The 15,092-nt window shown below is 68.4% G+C and carries 14 protein-coding genes; 7 read left to right on the top strand and 7 right to left on the bottom strand.

Annotated features, from left to right (window positions below):
• Nucleotides 1-5: 5 nt before the first annotated feature.
• Together P9K36_RS01865 and P9K36_RS01860 are read left to right on the top strand one after the other, a co-directional pair.
• A complete protein-coding gene (locus tag P9K36_RS01865) occupies nucleotides 6-845 on the top strand; it encodes a hypothetical protein (protein WP_007563915.1) in 840 nt (279 codons plus the stop codon).
• Nucleotides 818-1,597 (top strand): hypothetical protein, encoded by a 780-nt coding sequence (locus P9K36_RS01860; protein WP_007563913.1) that lies wholly within the window; start codon nucleotides 818-820, stop codon nucleotides 1,595-1,597. The genes P9K36_RS01865 and P9K36_RS01860 overlap by 28 nt, the downstream gene beginning before the upstream one ends.
• 117 nt (nucleotides 1,598-1,714) lie before the next feature.
• Here the strand turns inward: P9K36_RS01860 and P9K36_RS01855 are convergent, their stop codons facing one another.
• Nucleotides 1,715-1,924 (bottom strand): hypothetical protein, encoded by a 210-nt coding sequence (locus P9K36_RS01855; protein WP_007563911.1) that lies wholly within the window; start codon nucleotides 1,922-1,924, stop codon nucleotides 1,715-1,717.
• A gap of 63 nt (nucleotides 1,925-1,987) precedes the next feature.
• Between P9K36_RS01855 and P9K36_RS01850 the strand changes: the two genes are divergently transcribed.
• Nucleotides 1,988-2,281, top strand: a complete 294-nt coding sequence (locus P9K36_RS01850) for a hypothetical protein (protein WP_007563909.1) — start codon at nucleotides 1,988-1,990, stop codon at nucleotides 2,279-2,281.
• Between the two features lie 490 nt (nucleotides 2,282-2,771).
• On the opposite strand, the gene gyrB is transcribed toward P9K36_RS01850, so the two are convergent.
• The 5 genes from gyrB to P9K36_RS01825 all read right to left on the bottom strand — a co-directional run bounded on the left by gyrB (nucleotide 2,772) and on the right by P9K36_RS01825 (nucleotide 9,219).
• Nucleotides 2,772-5,216: a DNA topoisomerase (ATP-hydrolyzing) subunit B gene (gyrB, locus tag P9K36_RS01845; protein ID WP_043380905.1), complete on the bottom strand. Its 2,445-nt coding sequence runs from the start codon at nucleotides 5,214-5,216 to the stop codon at nucleotides 2,772-2,774.
• A 179-nt stretch (nucleotides 5,217-5,395) separates the two neighbouring features.
• The gene (locus P9K36_RS01840; protein WP_111473131.1) at nucleotides 5,396-6,358 is read right to left on the bottom strand and encodes an aldo/keto reductase; all 963 of its coding nucleotides are present in this window, start codon (nucleotides 6,356-6,358) and stop codon (nucleotides 5,396-5,398) included.
• A gap of 8 nt (nucleotides 6,359-6,366) precedes the next feature.
• Nucleotides 6,367-7,011: an MBL fold metallo-hydrolase gene (locus P9K36_RS01835; RefSeq protein ID WP_043380910.1), complete on the bottom strand. Its 645-nt coding sequence runs from the start codon at nucleotides 7,009-7,011 to the stop codon at nucleotides 6,367-6,369.
• 89 nt (nucleotides 7,012-7,100) lie between these two features.
• Nucleotides 7,101-7,484, bottom strand: coding sequence for a hypothetical protein (locus P9K36_RS01830; RefSeq protein WP_111473132.1), 384 nt, complete (start codon nucleotides 7,482-7,484; stop codon nucleotides 7,101-7,103).
• A 67-nt stretch (nucleotides 7,485-7,551) separates the two neighbouring features.
• Nucleotides 7,552-9,219 carry an alpha-amylase family protein gene (locus P9K36_RS01825; protein ID WP_043345339.1) on the bottom strand — a complete coding sequence of 556 codons (1,668 nt, stop codon included), beginning with the start codon at nucleotides 9,217-9,219 and terminating at the stop codon, nucleotides 7,552-7,554.
• 156 nt (nucleotides 9,220-9,375) lie between these two features.
• Here P9K36_RS01825 and P9K36_RS01820 point away from each other — a divergent pair, with 156 nt between their 5' ends.
• Nucleotides 9,376-12,423 carry a transglycosylase domain-containing protein gene (locus P9K36_RS01820; RefSeq protein WP_043755245.1) on the top strand — a complete coding sequence of 1,016 codons (3,048 nt, stop codon included), beginning with the start codon at nucleotides 9,376-9,378 and terminating at the stop codon, nucleotides 12,421-12,423.
• Between the two features lie 28 nt (nucleotides 12,424-12,451).
• Nucleotides 12,452-13,507 (top strand): hypothetical protein, encoded by a 1,056-nt coding sequence (locus tag P9K36_RS01815; RefSeq protein ID WP_043380918.1) that lies wholly within the window; start codon nucleotides 12,452-12,454, stop codon nucleotides 13,505-13,507.
• Nucleotides 13,508-13,526: 19 nt separating this feature from the next.
• Here P9K36_RS01815 and P9K36_RS01810 read toward each other — a convergent pair whose 3' ends face one another.
• Nucleotides 13,527-13,745 (bottom strand): hypothetical protein, encoded by a 219-nt coding sequence (locus tag P9K36_RS01810; protein ID WP_043380921.1) that lies wholly within the window; start codon nucleotides 13,743-13,745, stop codon nucleotides 13,527-13,529.
• A gap of 269 nt (nucleotides 13,746-14,014) precedes the next feature.
• Between P9K36_RS01810 and P9K36_RS01805 the strand changes: the two genes are divergently transcribed.
• Together P9K36_RS01805 and P9K36_RS01800 are read left to right on the top strand one after the other, a co-directional pair.
• Nucleotides 14,015-14,263, top strand: coding sequence for a hypothetical protein (locus P9K36_RS01805; protein WP_043345326.1), 249 nt, complete (start codon nucleotides 14,015-14,017; stop codon nucleotides 14,261-14,263).
• A gap of 182 nt (nucleotides 14,264-14,445) precedes the next feature.
• Complete coding sequence (locus tag P9K36_RS01800) at nucleotides 14,446-15,084, top strand: hypothetical protein (RefSeq protein WP_043755239.1); 639 nt, start codon at nucleotides 14,446-14,448, stop codon at nucleotides 15,082-15,084.
• The last annotated feature ends 8 nt before the right edge of the window (nucleotides 15,085-15,092 follow it).

Here is a 15,092-nt window from a genome sequence, read left to right as displayed (position 1 = left end):
GCCCGATGCAACCGACCGAGCGACCCGGACACGTCGAACCCGCCAAGGTGCCTGAAGCCACCGCCGGGTTCTGGGCCATCAAGATCGTGGCCACGACCCTGGGCGAGGTCGGCGGCAACGCCGTCACGTTGACGCTCGGCCTCGGCTATCTCGCCGGCACGGCGATCTTCGGGGCCGCCCTGGCGGTGCTGCTCGCCGCACAGGTCCGGGCGGACCGCTTCCAGCCGCTCCTGTACTGGGCCGTGGTCACCGCGACGACGCTCGCAGGCACGACCCTCGCCGACTTCTGCGACCGGTCCCTCGGCATCGGCTACGCGGGCGGGTCCCTGGTGCTGCTCGGATCGGTCGTCGCGACCCTGATCCTGTGGAAGCGCACGCTCGGCACGGTCGCCGTGGAGACGGTGCGGTCCCCGCGGGCCGAAGGTTTCTATTGGGCCACGGTCATGTTCTCCCAGACGCTCGGCACCGCGTTGGGCGACTGGATGGCCGACAGCAGCGGGCTCGGGTACAACGGGAGCGCGCTCCTCATCCTCGTCGCGCTGGCCGTGGTCACGGCCCTCCATCTGCGTACGCGCGTTTCCAGGCCGATGCTGTTCTGGACGGCGTTCGTCCTGACGCGGCCGCTCGGCGCCACCCTCGCCAACTCGCTCGACAAGCCGGTCGCTTCCGGCGGCCTGGGCATCGACGACATCACGATCTCCGGCGTCCTCGCGATCGTCATGGTCGGGCTCGTCCTCCTCATCCCGCAGCGTGCCGGTCGCCGGGCGGCCTGCGCCGACGCGCCGTCAGGTTTCCCCTCGAAGAAGGAGCAGGTCCGATGGACGACCGTTACGAACGCGCCCTGAGCAAGGTACCCGAGGTCACGCTGGGCTTCTGGATCGTCAAGATCCTGGCCACCACGCTCGGGGAGACCGGCGGCGACACCGTCACCATGACCCTCGATTGGGGCTATCTCGCCGGCACCGCCCTGTTCGCCGTGCTGCTGGTCGGGCTCGTGGTCGCCCAGATCATGTCGAAGCGGTTCCACCCGGTCCTGTACTGGTCCACGATCGTCGCCTCGACCACCTTCGGTACGACGATGGCGGACTTCGCCGACCGCTCGCTCGGCATCGGATACACCGGCGGATCGACCCTGCTCCTCGCCTGCCTCGCGGCCGTGCTCGGGCTCTGGTATGCGACCGAGGGCACCGTGTCGGTGGACACGGTTTCGACCCCGCGGGTCGAGGCGTTCTATTGGGGGGCGATCACCTTCTCGCAGACGTTGGGCACCGCGCTCGGCGACTGGCTCGCGGACACCGGCGGCCTCGGCTACGAGGGTGGCGCCCTCGTCTTCGCGGCGGCGCTCGCGGTCGTCATCGCCCTGTACTACCGGACCTCCGTTTCACGGGTCACGCTCTTCTGGGCGGCGTTCATCCTGACCCGCCCGCTCGGGGCCACGGTGGGCGATTTCCTCGACAAGCCGGTCGCCGACGGCGGGCTGAACCTGAGCCGGCCGCTCGCCTCCGCCGTGATCGGGGCCTTCATCGTCGCGCTCATCGTCCTCCTCCCGCAAAGGGCCGGTCGGCATCCGACAGAGGGAGCGCAGGCGTCGCGGTGACCCGGACGTTCCCGTGCGAGCGCCGAACGGCCACCGTGCCTTGCCCGCAGCTTCCGGATCGCCACGTCCAAGCGTATGAGGAGGGGGAACCTCTAGGGCCATAGCATGCCCGCTGCGTTACGCGACGACTTCATCGGGCTGGATGAGTACGAACGCCTTTGCGAAGCGGCGGAGGAAGGGGAGCGGCTGGAGTACATCGACGGGCAGGTAATCCGCATGCTGGTCGGCGGCTCCATCGCCCACGATGCCTTGACCCGGCCCCTCGATGACCTGACGGTACGACCGCGGCGGGAAATGGCTCGAATACCAGACGCTGCCGGACCTCATGCATTTCGTCCTTGTCGCGCAGGACCAGCGCCGGGTTGATTTCTTTCACCGTCAGGGAGACGGATGGCACTACGAAGTCCAACAAGGACCAACGCCGTCCTCCGGCTAGCGGCCATCGGGGTCGAGTTGAGGCTCGACGATCTCTACTCGTCCATCCCGATGCTCGCCCTGGAGGACGGCGACCTTGCTACCCAAGCCACGTTCGCCCCCGCTCAGGTATCGGGCATCGCGGGGATGAAGGGTCTTCCACGCTCGCCGGACATCTACGCCAAGGTTACGGAGATGGACGCCGGCGAGTGTGAGGCGGCCGTAGCTGCCATCGTCGGCTTGGTCGGTACGCCCGCGATGGTGGACTGAGAGTCCGTACTGCCGGAGCGGTTGCAGGACCGGCTGGATGCTGTTCTGAGCGCCAGCACTTACAATGAGGCAGTCCTTTCAGGAGCCGGGCGGCTTAATCATAACCGAAGGGGGGCGGCCCCATGAGGGCTTGGGCCTCCTCCGACGCCCGGTCGACGTTGCGAGGGTGTTTGCCCGCTCTGGCACCCGCCGCGACGACCAACGCCGGATGGAACCCCGTCTTCCTTACCCACTCCGAACCTAAGCGGTCCGTACCCCGACGGCTTCGGCGGCCATGGCGCTCAGCAGGTAACCATCCCCGAAGCGTTGGATCTCGGTCACCAAAGGGCACTGACGAAAGCTCGATGTTGACAGCGGAGAGCATCTCTGAATCAATGCTCTACCGGCCTGAAAACCGGCCGATATGCCGGCGAGGTCAGGCTTCTCAGTAAATCGGTCCACATAACTCGCTTCCCGGGATATGTTTTACTGAGAAATTACAGGCTGAGCCCTAGACGTCCAGATTGGCGACGCTGAGGGCGTTTTCCTGAATGAACTCGCGCCGCGGCTCCACCACATCGCCCATCAGCTTCACGAACAGGTCGTCGGCGTCTGTCACGTCCTTCACCTTGACCTGCAGCAAGGAGCGCACGTCGCGATCCAGGGTGGTCTCCCAGAGCTGCTGGGCGGTCATCTCACCGAGGCCCTTGTAGCGCTGGAGCTGCAGGCCCTTCCGGCCAAAGGCCATCACCGCCTCGAACAGGGCGACGGGCCCGTGCAGCACGGTCTCGTCGGACTTACGCATCAGGGTGGCGGGTTCGCCATAGATTTCCCGGAAGGCGTCGGCCCGCTCGGACAGACGCCGGGCTTCCTGCGAGGTGATCAGGCCGAGATCCAGGGTCGCCACCTGCCGGACGCCGCGCAGCGTCCGGCTGAGGCGATAGCCGCCCTCGAAGGATTCGCCCTGCCAGCCGCGCTCGATCTCGTCCGCGATGGCGTCGAGCCGGCGGGCGGTCAGGTCGGCCAGCACCTCGGCCTCGCCGGTCCGCGAGGCCGCCTCGGGGTCGAAGGCGCCGGCCAGCACCGCCTGCTCGACCACGGCGCGGTCGTAGCGCGTGTGCAGCCCCTGCAGGATGTTGCGGAAGGTCCGCGCCTCCTCGACGAGGCTCTTGAGCTGAGGCCCGGCGAACTCCGCACCGGTGGAGAGGCGCAGGATCGCCCCGTCGGTCCCCTGGTCGATCAGGTAATCCTCAAGGGCGCGCTCATCCTTCAGGTAGATCGCCTTCCGGCCGCGCTCCGCTTTGTAAAGCGGTGGTTGCGCGATGTAGAGATGGCCGCGGTCGATCAATTCCGGCATCTGCCGGAAGAAGAAGGTCAGAAGCAGCGTCCGGATGTGCGAGCCGTCCACGTCCGCATCGGTCATGATGATGATGCGGTGGTAGCGCAGCTTCTCCGGGTTGAAGCCCTCGCGGTCGGTCGAGGAGCGCCCGATCCCGGCGCCGAGCGCCGTGATCAGCGTGCCGATCTCGGCCGAGGACAGCATCCGGTCGGCGCGGACGCGCTCGACGTTCAGGATCTTGCCGCGCAGCGGCAGCACCGCCTGGAAGGTCCGGTCGCGGCCCTGCTTGGCCGAGCCGCCGGCGGAATCACCCTCAACCAGAAGGATCTCGCACTTCGTCGGGTCGCGCTCCTGGCAATCGGCGAGCTTGCCGGGCAGCGAGGCGATGTCGAGAGCGCCCTTGCGGGTCACGGTCTCGCGGGCCTTGCGGGCGGCCTCGCGCGCCGAGGCCGCCAGGACCACCTTGGCCATGACCGACCGCGCCTGGCTCGGATTCTCCTCGAGCCAGGTCGACAGGCCTTCGTTGAGGACGTTCTCGACCGCGGGCCGGACCTCGGACGAGACGAGCTTGTCCTTGGTCTGCGACGAGAATTTCGGGTCCGGCACCTGCACGGAGATGACGGCGGTGAGGCCCTCGCGGCAATCCTCGCCGGTGAGCGACACCTTCTCCTTCTTGGCGATGCCGCTGGATTCGGCATAGCCGGTGACCTGCCGGGTCAGGGCCGCCCGGAAGCCGGCCATATGGGTGCCGCCGTCCCGCTGCGGGATGTTGTTGGTGAAGGGCAGCACGGTCTCGTTGAACGAGTCGTTCCACCAGAACGCGACCTCGACGCGGATCCCGTCGCGCTCGGAACTGACGACCACCGGGCTGGTCATGCCGTCGATCGGCTTGCGGGAGCGGTCGAGATACCGGACGAAGGCCTCGATGCCGCCTTCGTAGTACAGCTCCTCGCGCTTCTTCTCGGCATGGCGGGCATCGGTCAGGACGATGCGTACGCCGGAATTGAGGAAGGCGAGTTCACGCAGGCGCTTCTCCAGCGTCCCGTAATCGAACTCGATCATCGTGAAGGTTTCGGTGGAGGGCAGGAAGCTGACTTCCGTCCCGCGCCGACCGTTGCCGGGCCCGACGACCTCCAGGGGCGCCACGGCGTCGCCGTGGCGGAACTCCATCGCGTGCTCCTTGTCGTTGCGCCAGATGCGCAGGCGAAGCCACGACGACAGGGCATTCACCACCGACACGCCGACGCCGTGCAGGCCGCCGGAAACCTTGTAGGAGTTCTGGTCGAACTTACCGCCGGCGTGCAGCTGGGTCATGATGACCTCGGCCGCCGAGACACCCTCCTCCTTGTGGATGTCCACCGGGATGCCGCGCCCGTTATCGGAGACGGTGCAGGATCCGTCGGCGTTGAGGGTGACGGTGACGAGATCGGCATGGCCCGCCAGCGCCTCGTCGATGGCGTTGTCCACGACCTCGTAGACCATGTGGTGGAGGCCGGAGCCGTCATCGGTATCGCCGATATACATGCCGGGCCGCTTGCGGACGGCGTCGAGGCCCTTCAGCACGCGGATGGATTCCGCGCCGTAATCGGCAGGCTCGGTCTGGGGGGTGTCGGCCATGAACTTCCTCGGGCAGGCGGGCCTAATCGCGTCGGTGGCAGATGCGCCGTCGGGTGCCCGCGCCTGAACTCTCGCTTGATCCGCCTGATATAGGGGTTCCGCGTTGAGATTGCACGATTTTACGGGCCCGCGGCGGGCCCGTCCCGAAGCTTTTGTGACGCTCGCCGCTTAACGCCGCGTTAGCCCTCAATGCCGCCCGCGCTCGCCGTGTCGAGGCGGCCGATCGCCTCCGGCGAAAGGGTCAGCCGGACGGCGCCGAGGAGCTCGTCGAGTTGCGCCACCGAGGTCGCGCTGGCGATGGGCGCCGTGATGCCGGGGCGGGCGATGATCCAGGCAAGCGCCACCTGGGCCGGGCTGGCACCGTGCGTCTGCGCGACCGAATCGAGCACGTTCAGCAGCGCGAGACCGCGCGGGTTGAGGTACTTGGCGACGCGGTTCTCACGGGCCCGTCCCGTCGCGTCCTGGGCGCTGCGGTACTTGCCGGTGAGGAAGCCCGCGGCCAGCGAGAAGTAGCCGATGACGCCGATCTGTTCGGCCCGGCAGAGCGGCTCCAGCTCGGCCTCGTAACCGCGCTGGGCGAGGCTGTAATCCGGCTGGAGGCATTCGTAGCGTGGCAGCCCCGCGGAGGCGGCTATCGTCAGTGCCTCCTTGAGCCGCGCCGCGCTGTAGTTCGAGGCGCCGATCGCGCGGACCTTGCCCGCCGCGATCAGGCGCTCATGAGCCCGCAGGGTCTCGTCCAGGGCCACGTCGTTATCGTCGACATGGGACTGGTAGAGGTCGATCCGGTCGATCCGCAGCCGCCGCAGCGAGGCCTCGCAGGCCCGCTCGATATGGGCCGCCGAGAGACCCTTGCCGGCCTCGCCCATGTCCATCCCGACCTTGGTCGCCAGCACGATCCTGTCCCGGACGCCCGGACGGCTGGCCAGCCATCGTCCGATCACCGTCTCGGATTCCCCGCCGACATGGCCGGGGGCCCAGCGCGAATAGACGTCGGCGGTGTCGATGAAATCGAAGCCGCTCTCCACGAACCGGTCGAGGATCGCGAAGGCGCTCGCCTCGTCGGCGGTCCAGCCGAAGACGTTGCCGCCCAGGCAGAACGGCGCGACCGTCAGGTCGGAGCGGCCGATGCGGCGCTTGTCCATGATGTCGGTCAGTCCTGCAGGAAGGGATTTGAGACACGCTCCTCGCCGAGCGTGCTCGTCGGACCATGGCCCGGGATGAAAGCGATGTCGTCGCCCAGCGGCAGGACCTTGTCCTTGATGGCCCGGATCAGCTGCTCGTGGTTGCCGCCCGGCAGGTCGGTGCGGCCGACCGAGCCCTTGAACACCACGTCGCCGACCAGGGCGAACCGCGCGTCCCGGCTCACGAACACGACGCTGCCGGGCGAGTGCCCGGGGCAGTGAAGGATATCGAAGCCGAGACCGCCGACCGTCACGGCATCGCCCTCGTCGAGCCAGCGGTCGGGCGTGACGGGCCGGGCCGCGCCGAGGCCGTAATTGGCGGCGGTCTCGGGCAGGGAATCCAGCAGGAACTTGTCCGCCTGGTGCGGCCCCTCGATCGGAACGCCGAGGCGCTCGCGCAGCTCGTCGGCGCCGGCGGCGTGGTCGACATGACCGTGGGTCAGCAGGATCTTCTCGACGGTGACGCCCTGCTCGCGGATGGCCGCCTCGATCCGATCGAGATCGCCGCCGGGATCCACCACGGCGCCGACCTTGGTCGTGTCGTCCCAGATCAGGGTGCAGTTCTGCTGGAAGGGTGTGACCGGGATGATCCCGGCGCGTGGCGTACCTGGCATGTCGTCCCGCGTGTAGGCAGCGCCGCTCCGGACGCCCTCGGCCGCAGTCTAGCGCAGAACACTGGTGGGCGGCACCCTGTGCGGCACGCTCAGGCCGCGTTGCCCCTGGGGCGGCGCAGGCCGTCGTGAAGCGCCAGCATTTCGGCCATGCCGAGCGCCCGCGAGCTCCAGCGCGTCTCCGCGGTGTTGACCTGCGTGAACCGGTCGTGGGACCGGCCGCCATAGGCTCCGAACAGGGTCCTGCCCGCCTCGACGGCACCGTCGTCCCGCGCCGTCTCGTCCGGCCGGTCGATCCGGTAGGACGGCGTCGGCGACCGGCCGGTCACGCCGATCCGCACCGAGGCGTCGCCGTAATGCTTCTGGCACAGCCTCATGGTGACCAGCACCTCGCGCAGGTAGTCTTCAGCGTCGGCGAGATCCGGCAGGATGTCGGCGATCGTCGCGTCCGAGGGATAATGCTTCGTCCGGGCCATGCTACACCTTGCTCAGGCGTGTCCTACCGTCTTCGCCGGCCGAGGGCGAGCCGGGCGCCGGTTTTCCTCACGCCGGCCGCCGCTTCAACAGCGCGTCGAGGCCCCCGACCCGGAACCAGTGGTACCCGTAGCCTTCCAGGAACAGGCAGTGCCGGCCGTCCTCGCCGACCTCGCTGCGGCTGCCGGTCAGCACATCGACGAGGATGTCGTGCTCGGAATCCTCCACGCCGGATGCCATGGCGACCTCGACAGGCTCCGGCGCCAGATTGTGGACACACAGGATGGCGTTGCCGCGCCAGTCGTAGCGGAGCGCCAGCACCGAGGGACGCCCGGTCTCCATCGGGACCACGTCGCCCCAGCCGATCTCCGGCGCCTCCTTGCGCTGCCGGATCATGCTCTGCATCCAGTTGAGCAGCGAGTCGGCCTCGTGGCGCTGGTCGGCGACGTTCACGTGCGCGTAGCCGTAGGGCCCGTGGTCGATCAGCGGAATCACCGTGCGGTCGGCCGTGGAGAAGCCGCCCTGATACTCGCTGGTCCACTGCATCGGCGTGCGGGCGCAGTCCCGCTCCTTGAGCGCGAGCTCGTCGCCCATGCCGATCTCGTCGCCGTAACGCAGCACCGGCGTCCCCGGCAGGGTGAACATCAGCGAATAGGCCAGCCGGATACGGCGGGGATCGCCGGCCAGCATCGGTGCGAAGCGGCGGCGGATGCCGCGGTCGTAGAGCTGCATCCCCTTCTCGGGCCCGAAGGCGTCGAACACGCTCTGACGCTGCTTGCCCGTCAGGCGTCCCAGGTCCAGCTCGTCGTGGTTCCGCAGGAAGATGCCCCATTGGCAGGAGAGCGGGCGCGGCTTCGTCCGCTCGATCGCCTTGACCAGCGGGCGCGCATCATGGGCCGCAAGGGCGTAGAAGGTCGCCTGATTGACCTGGAAGTTGAACATCATGTGCATGCGGTCGGCGTCGTCGCCGAAATAATCCATGTCCTGGTTCGGCAGGATGTTGGCCTCGGCCAGGATGATGGCGTCGCCCTGGCGCCATTGCAGGAACTCGCGCAGGTCGCGCAGCATCTCGAACTGCTCGCGGGGCTTGCCGCCGACATCGGCCCCCTTCTCGGCGATGACGAACGGCACGGCATCCATGCGGAAGCCGGAGACGCCCAGCTGGATCCAGAAACCCATGATCTTGAGGATCTCGGCCAGCACCTCGGGATTGGCTGTGTTGAGATCCGGCTGGAAGTTGAAGAAGCGGTGGAAATACCACGCCTTGGCCTTCGCATCGTAGGTCCAGGTGGTCTCCTGCACGCCCGGGAAGACCATGCCCTCGTCGGCGCTCGCGGGGCGCTCTTTCGACCAGACGTACCAGTCGCGATAGGGCGAGTCCGGGTCGGAGCGGGCCGACTGGAACCATGGGTGCTGGTCCGAGGTGTGGTTGACCACGAGGTCGATCAGCACCCGCAGCCCCCGCTGCTTGGCGGCGTGGGTGAAGGCGACGAAGTCACCGAGCGAGCCGTAATCGGGGTCGACGCCGTAATAGTCGGCGATGTCGTAGCCGCCATCCTTCTTGGGCGACGGCTGGAAGGGCATCAGCCAGACCGCGGTGGCGCCCAGGCCCTGGATGTAGTCGAGCCGGCGCTCGAGCCCAGCGAAGTCGCCGATCCCGTCGCCGTTGGCATCCATGAAGGTGCCGACCGACAGGCAATAGATGATGGCGTTCTTGTACCACAGGTCGTTGATCATGGCCCCCCCGGCGTCGTCGCGCCTCACGAACGTGGGACCCCATCAAAGCGTTGCCGTGCGGCGTCTCCTTAAATCAGCCGCGTTGTGCACGCCCTGTTCAGGCGCGCTCCCGAAAGGTCCGCGCCCGCCCCGTCGCGTCCCCCGAACTCGGCCCGTATGAACGCCATCCTGATCAAGCTGTTCGCGACCGCCCTGACCCTGAGCCAGGTCACGACCCGGCCGGAGGCGGTCCGGACGCAGTTCGATCCAGCCACCGATGGGCCCGAGGTTGTGCGCCTGCTGCGCGACGGCTGCGCCCACATGCGCAAGGCCTTCGACATCGAGGACATCAACCTCGACGAGCTGATCACCACCGCGATGGAGGATCCGTCCACCGTCGCCGGGCCGGCCGCCCCGAAGATCCTGCACGGGCTCGACCTGAACGAGCTGAACACGAGCTACAAGCAGTTCTGCAAAGGCGAGAACCCGGCGAACTCGCCCTTCGACGCCAAGGCGGTGATCGAGTTCTACGACAACGCCACCAAGGACCTGCCCAGCGCCGAGGCCCTGCGCGACAAGGCGCTGCCCGGCATGACCCGGATCCTCGACGGCGCCGGCAAGCCCTTCGCCGAGGCCTCCGAGCCGAACGGGCGCCGCATCGTCGTGCCGATCACGGCGGTTCCGACGCTGGTGCAGAAGGCCTTCATCGCCGCCGAGGACAAGCGCTTCGAGACCCATCACGGCATCGACGAGCGCGGCGTGATCCGCGCCTTCATCGCCAATCTCGCTTCGCCGGGACGTCCGGCGGGTGGTTCGACCATCACCCAGCAGGTGGTCAAGAACCTCTCGGTCGGCGACGACGTCACCTACGAGCGCAAGATCCGCGAGATGATCGTCGCGTCGCGGCTGGAGCGGATCCTCTCGAAGCCGCAGATTCTCGGGCTCTATCTCAACGGCATCTATCTCGGCCGCGGCGCCTACGGCATCGAGATGGCGGCGCAGAGCTATTTCGGGAAGCCGGTGGGGCAGCTCACCCTGCCGGAGGCCGCGCTCCTCGCCGGCATGCCCAAGGGGCCGAATTTCTACAGCCCCGACAAGTATCCGGACCGGGCGCGGGAGCGGCGCGCCTACGTGCTCGCCCGCCTCAAGGAAGAGGGCGCGATTACCGAGGCCGAGATGAGCGCGGCGATCAAGTCCGATCTCGGGCTGAAGCCGATCGAGACCGCGCGGCGCGATTCCGGCTTCTACGTGGTGGATTTCCTCAATCGGGAGGCCCGCACCTTCGCGGGAGTGGATTCTTTGACCTCCGGGTCGCTGACCGTCCGCTCGACGATCAATGCGGGCCTGCAGCGCTCCGTCGAGGAGGCTCTCCAGGACGGGCTCGCCAATTACGAGCGCTCCACGGGCCGTCAGGTCTTCGCGGGGCCCGAACTCAACCTCGCCGACAGCGTCCGCCGGATCCAGGCCGCGACTCCTGCACCGGAGGGGGCGACACAGGCGGCGCCCGCGGTGACGGGAGCGCGAACGGATGCGCCCAAGGCGGATGCCAAGATGGACGCCAAAGCGGACGCCAAGGCGCGTCGTGGCGAGAAGGTCGCGGCGGTCCCGCAGAAGAAGCCGGCCTGGCTTCTGGCGCTCGAGAGCGCCCGCCCGGTGCTCTACGACGTGCATTGGCCGATGGCGGTGGTGCTGGAGACCGGGCGCGGCGGCATGAAGGTCGGCCTCGCCGATGGCCGGACCGCCGTCCTCGACCCCGGCATCGCCCGGGGCAAGCTGCAGGTCTACGACGTGATCCGCGTGAAGGTCGGTTCGGGCAAGGGCGGCCTGCGCGCGCAGATCCGCGTCCGGCCCACGGTCCAGGGCGCGGCCCTGGTGATGGAGAACCAGACCGGCCGGATCCTCGCGATGGCCGGCGGCTTCTCCTACCCGCTGAGCCAGCTCAACCGCGTCACCCAGACGGTGCGCCAGCCCGGCTCGACCCTGAAGCCGCTGACCTATCTCGCCGCGCTCAATGCCGGCTTGCAGCCCAACACCCTGGTGATGGATTCCGCCGTCACCCTGCCGCCGATCGGCGGGACCGGCGATTCCTGGTCGCCGAAGAACTACGAGGGGGGCGGTTCGGGCCCCACCACCCTGCGGCGCGGCCTCGAATTCTCCAAGAACCTCGTCACCGCCCGTCTGCTCCAGGGTGGAATCGAACCCAAGGCGCCGGCGAGCCTGAAACGGGTCTGCGACATCGCCCTGGAGGCACAGATCTACGCCGAGTGCGAGCCCTACTATCCCTTCGTCCTCGGCGCGCAGCCGGTGCGGATGCTGGACCTCGCGGGCTTCTACGCGGCAGTGGCCAACGAGGGCGCGCGTCCGGCCCCCTACGCGCTCGAATCCGTCGAGCGGGACGGCAAGCCGCTCTACACGCACCCCGCCAAGGAGCCGGCGCGGATCGCCTCTGCGGACCGGGTCGCCTTCTACCAGCTCAAGACCATGCTGCAGGGGGTGACACAGCACGGCACCGCGGCGGCGCTGTCGAAGGTCTCGGCCTACGTCGCCGGCAAGACCGGAACCTCCGAGAACGAGAACGACGCGTGGTTCGCGGGCCTGACCAACGAGATCAGCGTGGTGGTCTGGGTCGGCTACGACAACGCCGACGGCACCCGCAAGACCCTCGGCCGCGGCCAGACCGGCGGCCATGTCTCGGTGCCGATCGCCTCGGCGATCCTGCAGGCGGCCTGGGCGAACGGAATCGCCAAGACGCCGCTGCGGGGCCCCTCCCCCGAGGCGCGCCCCTTCATCGCCGACCTGGCGGTCGATCCGCGCAGCGGCGTGCGGGTCGCGGGCGGCGGCTTTCTCGAGCATTTCCGCACAAGCGGCGACGGACGGATGGCGGACACGCAGTACCGCCTCGTTCCGCGGGAGACGCTCTACGCCATGCGGCCCGATGCCCAGGACGGCGATCTCGCCGGCGCCGACGATGGCGCGAACGTGGCGGGCGACTATTACGGCAACATGACGGGCGAGCGGCCGCGGGCCGACTTCCTGGACCCGTTCGGCGAGCGTCCGGCGCCGCGCAGCCGCCGTGCGCAGGGCGATGTGGATCTCTACGGGCAGGATCCGTACAAGCCCTGGCCCGGCCAGACAAACCGCTCGCCGTTCGGCGGGGATGACGACGCGCGCCGGCCGCGCCGCCGCGATCCGGATTACCTGTTCGGCGAAGATCCCGGTTACTGACTGCCCTCCCCGAGAGATGAGAATCCCGTTGCGTCAGCAGCTTCCTGCCGCCCTGGCGGCCGCCCTCACGGTCGCTCTCCCGGCCATCCCGGTCCGCGCTCAGACGCCCGCCGCCAACACGGCGCCGGCACCGGAGCGGGTCAAGGATGTGCCCTCGGTCACGGCCGTCGACCCCGCCGCGATCAAGCCGGGCCAGATCCTGTTCACCGATCACCGCGAGAATCCGTCGGCGCCGGAGAACGGCCTGATCCCGTATCTCGACTGGTTGAAGGTGCGGCCGGCCGAGGCGGCGGCGCTCGCCCCCTATCCCGGCTACAAGGAGCCGGATTACACGGTCACGGTGAACGGCGTGACCAAGCCCCGGCACGAGACGCTGAAGGTCTATGTGGCCGAGGGGCGCTTCGTCGTCCCGCGGCCGGCCGAGGCGATCGACCTGCAGGCCTTCGCCAATCTCGCCTTCGTCCAGAAGATGGATCCGGCGATCAAGCACCGCGCCATCTCGGCCGCCGACGTGACCCCCAACAAGGATCCGGCCGCCGCCTTCGCCAAGCGACCCGACCGGCCCTGGTGCGAGGGGGCGGGCGCCTGCATCGAGTCGCGCTACGATCTCGAGGGCAAGCTGCCGCTCGGGGTGAAGCTCGCCAACAAGCTGGAGGAAGGGTCGGCCAAGAAGATCGCCGAGTTCGTCTCGTTCCAGAGCGAGTTGCGGGTCCTCGGGCCGGACCAGGGCGCCGCGCTCAAGGCACTGACCAAGATCGACACGTCCGTCACCGGCGGGCTGGAGCAGACGATCTTCTGGGTCAACCAGATCCTGCGCTTCGGCAAGTTCCTCGCCGTGTTCCAGCCGATGCCGAACGACCCGACCAAGACGGTGGTCACCACCTACATGGCCTTGGCGATCAAGGGGGACGTCCTCGACCGCAAGGCCGAGTACGCCCGTGTGCCGGTCCTCAAGAACCTGCTGCCGGCGCAGGTGCTGATGGGCAATTCGAGCTTCAACACCGGCAACTCGATCAGCGCCGGCCTGCCGGTCTACGCCCGCAACCGGATCGCCGCCTTCGCGGACGCGCTCACCAAGCGCTGACGCGTCGCGACCGCGGGTGTCACATCCCGCGGTTGCCGATCGTCGGCAGCGTGGGCTGGGTGTAGGCGCGGTTCACGTCCCGGCGGCTCTGGGTGCCGTTCGTGTTGCCGGAGGCGCGGTAATTGTCGAGGTTGAAGGTCTCGGCCAGCCCGCTGCGCGAGTCCGGCCCGTCGCTGGTGCTGCAGGCGCACAGGCCACCGATGGTGAGTGCGGAGAGGGCGAGAAGGGTCAAGCGCATCGCAAATCCTGAAGCCTGCCGGAGTCGAGCCTCCCTCCGGCATCTCCCGGACGAGGCCTCGACGAAACGTCTCGCGGCATGGTCAGCCCGAGAGCGCGCCCGTCAAGGTCGCGCGCAACGTGTAAATCCGTTCTGTGGCCTCCGATGCGCAGCGGCCACGGAAAATCCACCACACCCCCGGTTTGGGGCGGATACCGACGGGCAATCGTGTTGAGCGCGGCCCGCGCCCCCTGGCGAATCCAGACCGTTTCGGGCGACAACCCTCGGCAATGAGCAACGTCTTGCCCTTCCGCCCGCGTCCCACCGTCACGCGCCTCGCCCGCTGCGAAGTCGTGACCGTGGCCGGTGATCTTCTCGCCCTCCTGGAGCAGCTCGAGGATGTGAGCGCCCGCGCCGCCGCGATGGGTCGCCCCGCGCTCGAGGTCGAGCGGACGGTCCAGCACCTGCTCGATGCCGTGAGTGCGGTCGAGCGCGCCCTCGACTGCATCGGCGAGGGCGAACAATCCGCTCCGGGCTGATCGGCGCTTCACCCCCACCGCATCCCGATCGCGTCATCGCCCTCAGACGGGGGCGTCGAATACTGCACCGTCGCGAAGTCGACGGGTGTTGCTAAGCAGATCGTAAATCATCCGGAACCCTCCAGTACGCCTTGCGGTTGAGGGTCGGATGCTCACGTCGGGCGTCGGTTCCGGAGGATGTCATGAGGCTTCGCACGAGCAGTTTGCTGGCCGTCATGACGTCCGGCGGCCTTCTCGCCGGGACGACGATGCACGCCCACGCGGCCGAACTGGGCTTCCTCGAGATGCTGTTCGGGGCTCGGCCGGCGGTTCAACAAGCTCAGCCCGCGCAGACCCAGGCTCCGGCCTTCGAGGGCCGTTCGTATGGCCGCCAAGCGAGCCCGCGGCTCGGCGCCGCGCGCCGGCGCTTTCAGACCCGCTACGCGGCGCTGCCGCTGAAGATCCGCGTCAAGGAGCGGGAGATCAGCGAGCGCCAGACCCCCATCGACATGAAGGGCGGCGCCACGGCGGCTCTGTTGAAGGACGAGACGCTGCGCCCCGGCGACATCGTGGTCCTGAATGCCGGCGCCCGGGTGTTCACCGGGAATCCCGACAAGCGTCACGCCATCCGGGATTTCGAACCGGTCCAGAACTCGCGCTTGGTCAGCAAGGGCACCCGCAAGGTCCTGGCCGGCCTGTTCACGCCGGTGGGCACCCTGCCCGCACAGGCCGCACGGCAGATGATGGCGCGGGCGAAACAGCCGGCCCCCGAGATCGCGACGCCGATCCCCGCGCAGAAGACCGCGATGCGGGTGATCAACCCGTGGCATGAGGCGCAGTGATTGGCCCG

This window comes from Methylobacterium sp. 391_Methyba4 (assembly GCF_029691625.1).
GTDB classification, from domain to species: Bacteria; Pseudomonadota; Alphaproteobacteria; order Rhizobiales; family Beijerinckiaceae; genus Methylobacterium; species Methylobacterium fujisawaense.
The sequence above is the reverse complement of the archived record's forward strand: the minus strand, read 5'-3'. Positions and strand labels throughout refer to the sequence as shown.

What these genes read in the sequence shown, in the direction of transcription:
- P9K36_RS01810 (WP_043380921.1), bottom strand. Translation starts at nt 13,745, where the DNA reads ATGCGCTTGACCCTTCTCGCCCTCTCCGCACTCACCATCGGTGGCCTG.
- P9K36_RS01830 (WP_111473132.1), bottom strand. Translation starts at nt 7,484, where the DNA reads ATGGCCCGGACGAAGCATTATCCCTCGGACGCGACGATCGCCGACATC.
- P9K36_RS01840 (WP_111473131.1), bottom strand. Translation starts at nt 6,358, where the DNA reads ATGGACAAGCGCCGCATCGGCCGCTCCGACCTGACGGTCGCGCCGTTC.
- P9K36_RS01825 (WP_043345339.1), bottom strand. Translation starts at nt 9,219, where the DNA reads ATGATCAACGACCTGTGGTACAAGAACGCCATCATCTATTGCCTGTCG.
- P9K36_RS01850 (WP_007563909.1), top strand. Translation starts at nt 1,988, where the DNA reads ATGGCACTACGAAGTCCAACAAGGACCAACGCCGTCCTCCGGCTAGCG.
- P9K36_RS01820 (WP_043755245.1), top strand. Translation starts at nt 9,376, where the DNA reads ATGAACGCCATCCTGATCAAGCTGTTCGCGACCGCCCTGACCCTGAGC.
- P9K36_RS01835 (WP_043380910.1), bottom strand. Translation starts at nt 7,011, where the DNA reads ATGCCAGGTACGCCACGCGCCGGGATCATCCCGGTCACACCCTTCCAG.
- P9K36_RS01860 (WP_007563913.1), top strand. Translation starts at nt 818, where the DNA reads ATGGACGACCGTTACGAACGCGCCCTGAGCAAGGTACCCGAGGTCACG.
- gyrB (WP_043380905.1), bottom strand. Translation starts at nt 5,216, where the DNA reads ATGGCCGACACCCCCCAGACCGAGCCTGCCGATTACGGCGCGGAATCC.
- P9K36_RS01865 (WP_007563915.1), top strand. Translation starts at nt 6, where the DNA reads ATGCAACCGACCGAGCGACCCGGACACGTCGAACCCGCCAAGGTGCCT.
- P9K36_RS01805 (WP_043345326.1), top strand. Translation starts at nt 14,015, where the DNA reads ATGAGCAACGTCTTGCCCTTCCGCCCGCGTCCCACCGTCACGCGCCTC.
- P9K36_RS01800 (WP_043755239.1), top strand. Translation starts at nt 14,446, where the DNA reads ATGAGGCTTCGCACGAGCAGTTTGCTGGCCGTCATGACGTCCGGCGGC.
- P9K36_RS01855 (WP_007563911.1), bottom strand. Translation starts at nt 1,924, where the DNA reads ATGAGGTCCGGCAGCGTCTGGTATTCGAGCCATTTCCCGCCGCGGTCG.